The 4,031-nt window shown below is 68.6% G+C and carries 4 protein-coding genes; 2 read left to right on the top strand and 2 right to left on the bottom strand.

Annotation, left to right across the window (positions count from 1 at the left end; genetic code table 11):
• Positions 1-585, top strand: a 585-nt coding sequence (locus H5411_RS45850; RefSeq protein WP_183127946.1) for a ClpP family protease, incomplete at its 5' end; no start/stop codon positions are given.
• Positions 586-600: 15 nt separating this feature from the next.
• Here H5411_RS45850 and H5411_RS45845 read toward each other — a convergent pair.
• Both H5411_RS45845 and H5411_RS45840 read right to left on the bottom strand, forming a co-directional pair.
• Positions 601-948 (bottom strand): helix-turn-helix domain-containing protein, encoded by a 348-nt coding sequence (locus H5411_RS45845; protein ID WP_183127945.1) that lies wholly within the window; start codon positions 946-948, stop codon positions 601-603.
• A 47-nt stretch (positions 949-995) separates the two neighbouring features.
• Positions 996-1,238: a hypothetical protein gene (locus tag H5411_RS45840; protein ID WP_101435492.1), complete on the bottom strand. Its 243-nt coding sequence runs from the start codon at positions 1,236-1,238 to the stop codon at positions 996-998.
• Between the two features lie 397 nt (positions 1,239-1,635).
• Between H5411_RS45840 and H5411_RS45835 the strand changes: the two genes are divergently transcribed.
• On the top strand, positions 1,636-2,970 hold the full coding sequence (locus H5411_RS45835; RefSeq protein WP_183127944.1) for a pyridoxal phosphate-dependent decarboxylase family protein: 1,335 nt from the start codon (positions 1,636-1,638) through the stop codon (positions 2,968-2,970).
• Positions 2,971-4,031 lie beyond the last annotated feature (1,061 nt).

The following is a 4,031-nucleotide window of genomic DNA, read 5'->3' as shown; positions in this document are numbered from 1 at the left end:
ACCTACACCATCCCGAACGTCGTGACCCGCAGTCCGGGCGGCGAGCGGATCATGGACGTCTACTCGCACCTGTTGTCCGAACGGATCGTGTACCTGGGCACGGCGATCGACGCGGGCGTCGCGAACGCGCTGATCGCGCAGCTGCTGTTCCTGGAGTCGGACAACCCGGAACAGGAAATCAACCTGTACATCAATTCCGAGGGCGGCGACCCGGCCGCGATGCTGGCGCTGTACGACACGATGCGGTTCATCAAGGCCCCGGTGGCGACGACCTGCGTCGGCCAAGCGGTGGCGACGGGTGCGGTACTGCTGGCCGCCGGCGAGGCGGGCCGTCGGTCGGTGCTGCCGCACGCGCGCGTCGTGCTGCATCAGCCCGCCGCGCAGGGGCGCGGGACGATCCCGGACCTGATCCTGCAGGCGGACGAGGTGATCCGGGTGCGGACGCAGCTGGAGGAGATCACGTCCCGGCACACCGGGCACGACGTCGAGGAGCTGCGGCACGACACCGACCGCGACCGGGTGTTCGACGCGGCCGGTGCGGTGGAATACGGACTGGCGGATCAGGTGATCGCGGAGCGTCCGTGAGCCGGCCCGCGCCGTTCAGGCCGCCATCAGCACCGGTCCGGCCGGACGGCGCGTCGGCCGCGGCCCCACGACGCTGATCCGCCGCATGTTCCCGGCGATCTCGCTCAGCAGTCCGGCCAGGTTCACCCCGAGCGCCCCGGTCACCGCGGCGATCATCTCGCTCGACGGTTCCTTCCGGCCGCGCTCGATCTCGGACAGGTACTGCGGCGAGATCCCGGCCCGCTCGGCGACGTCGACGAGCCGCTCGCCCTGGTTCTCCCGCGCGGAGCGGAGACTGCGGCCGAGCACCTCGCGCCACAGAGGCTCGGCCTCGTCGTCCCGGGCGGGGGCGCGGCGCTGGTGGAAAGGAAGGATGTCCGCCATAGGCCCCAGCCTGGCATCAGCCGGGCCCGCGACGACAGCGGTTCCGCTCAGGGCAGAACGCCGGTGCTCACCCGGCGACCTGTTTTGCGGAGCATGATCGCGCCGAGCACCTGCGCGATCGCCGACACCGCGATGCCGACTGCGGACAGCGGGTTCCGGTGCGCCCGGCGATGAGTCCGCAGGCCAGTCCGGCAGGGCCGAGGGGGAGCGCGGTACGCCCGGATGCCGGGCAGGTCGATCGGCTGGAGCGGGACGACGCAGCCGAGGATGCGGAGGACCAGCGCCGCCACACCGAGACGCCGCTCGCCGGGATGGGCTGGCGGGTAGGGGAGTAGCTCGGGCAGTGCTGGGCGTTCGGGGGAACGGGCGCTGGGGCGGCGGGGTCGTCTGGCCTGCCGACTGCCCCGTCCCTTGCCCGGCTGCCGGTCCCGGTTGCGCTGGGCCGGGTATCGGTGGGAGCCAGGGCTGCGGCATCGGGTGAGGTGCGGGATCGGCGTGCGGCAATGGTTGTTGCGAGGACCTCGCCGGTGGCGCGGGCTGGTGTGCGGGGCCGTCAGTCGCCGGAAAGCTCCCCACCGCGCGAAAGAACCGTCGCACACGTTAGAGCGCCAGCGCGAGAACCCCACTCCGCTTCCCGCCGGTCGGTAGGGTGCCCCGAGCAGCAACCAGCGACCGACGAGGTGACGCATGGACCGACGCGAACTGATCGACCAGGCTCTCCGCGGCGTCGAGGCGTGGGAACGCAAATGGGGTCCGTTCACCCCGTCCCCGGCAAGCCAGCCAGACGTCGATCTCCCCGCGCTGCTCGACACCTACGCCGCCCGGATGGACGCGTCCTTTCCCTTCTTCCATCCCCGTTACGCGGGCCAGATGCTCAAACCGCCGCATCCGGTCGCGGTCGCCGCCTATCTCGCCGCGATGGTGGTCAATCCGAACAACCACGCGCTCGACGCGTCGCAGGCCACCTCGCCGATGGAGGTCGAGGTCATCGCGGACCTGGCGCGGATGTTCGGATTCGCGCAGCCGTCGCTCGGCCACCTCACCTCCAGCGGGACGATCGCGAACCTCGAAGCCCTCTGGGTCGCCCGCGAACTGGCCCCGGGCAAGGCAATCGTCCATTCGCGGGACGCGCACTACACGCACGGCCGCATGTGCCAGGTGCTCGGCGTGGAATCCCGCGCGGTGCGGGCACTTCCCGACGGGCGCGTTGATATGTCAGCTGTCGAAGCTGAAGTCCGCGGCGGCGGGGTAGGCACGGTGGTGCTGACTCCCGGAACGACCGGACTCGGCGCGGTTGACGACATCCAGCAAGCCCTTGCGCTGAAGGAAAGATACGGAGTCCGCCTGCACGTCGACGGTGCGTACGGCGGGTTCTACACCCTGCTGGACGAGTACGAGGCCTACCGCGCGATCGGCTCGTGCGATTCGGTCGTGGTCGACCCGCACAAACACGGACTTCAGCCCTACGGATGCGGAGCGGTGCTGTTCGCCGACCCGGCAGTCGGTCGGTTCTACAAACACGATTCTCCCTATACCTACTTCACTTCCGAAGAATTGCACCTCGGAGAGATCTCCCTGGAATGCTCCCGTGCGGGTGCCGCGGCCGGAGCGCTTTGGCTTACGCTGCAAGCATTCCCGCTGGAAAGAGACCGTGGCCTCGGCCGGTTGCTCGCGGCCTGTCGTCGAGCGGCGAACGACTTTGCCCGACTCCTCAAGGAATCCGATCGTTTCGCACTCCACCTAGAGCCCACTTTGGACATCGTTACTTACTGGCCCCGGCGGGCCCGGATGAGCGAGATCACCGAAGCAGCCAATACTGTTCTCCAGAACGGTATGGGAGACAAGGAAAATCCGCTCTATCTGTCCACTCTGCGCGTCGACGCGGGCGCTTTCGCCGCACTGCACCCTGACATCGAACGCGACGCCGAGACCGTCACCATCCTCCGGTCGGTCTTGATGAAGCCGGAGCACGAGGCCTGGGTTCCGCAGCTCAACCAAGCACTGAACCGGTTGGCGGACTGACTCCCGGACGGCGGGACCGACCCGCCCACCGGACGGCAGGCTCAACCCGTCCAAACCCGGACTGCAGGACCGGCCCACCCACCCGGCCAGCGGGACCGACCCACCCAACCCGGACGGACCGCTGGTTGCCTGCGGCGCGCGTGGCAAAGGAACCGCGCCCCGCAGCCCGGTCGACCGCTCCCACACCTCGCAACCCGGCCGCCGCGGAGACGGTGAACTGAATGGGGGCGACTGGATTCCGCCGACCACATCCCGCTGACTGAATCCAGCCCACGACATCCAGCCCACGACATCCAGCCCACAACATCCAGCCCACAACATCCAGCAGACTGTATACAAACAACGACATTCCGCCGACCGAGGAGCCTCGGGCTGGATGCGCAGGGCCGCAGAGGCCGGGCGCGGTGGAGCCGACGCTGTTCGCACGAATCCCGCCGAGGGATCGCGCTGCCGGGGTCCGGCAAGCCAGGATCCGCTGCCGGGATCGGGCCACTCCTGGGATACCGCCGCCCGGACCCCGCCGCTGGGATACCGCCGCCCGGGTCATGTCGACGGACTCCTGGCGCTGCCGTGTTCTGGAGACCCTCGACTGAATCCCGTCTCCGATCGACCTGCTGCAGGTATCCCGTCGATTGCATACCGTCGACATGCCATCTGAGAGCAGCCGACTAGCCCGCGGCTATTACCGCCCTGCGGATCGCTCACCCGCCACAGCCCGCTCCCTGTCAACCGCCCTGACCCGCCAACAGTCAGCAGGGTCCGCGAGGTCCTTCGGCCTGGGGCAGCCGCGCCTCAGCCGCGCCTGTAGAGCCGCATCGGGTTCCTGGCACGACACACCTGTGCGCTGCCCCACGGGAGCCAAAAACCACTCCCTCAATCGGCGCCAACTGTGACCCTCATCAACAACAAGCGCCAACAACATACCGCGTATGCAACTATTGCTGAAGCCGACAAGCGGCACCAACACGCAGACCAAGGAGACGCGGGCTCATGCCATTAGCACTGGTAGCGCTGGCCATCGGGGCGTTCGGAATCGGCACCACCGAGTTCGTGATCATGGG

This window comes from Amycolatopsis echigonensis (assembly GCF_014174495.1).
Lineage (GTDB): Bacteria > Actinomycetota > Actinomycetes > Mycobacteriales > Pseudonocardiaceae > Amycolatopsis > Amycolatopsis echigonensis.
Note: the sequence above shows the minus strand (reverse complement) of the source record. Positions and strands in the feature narration are given on the sequence as shown.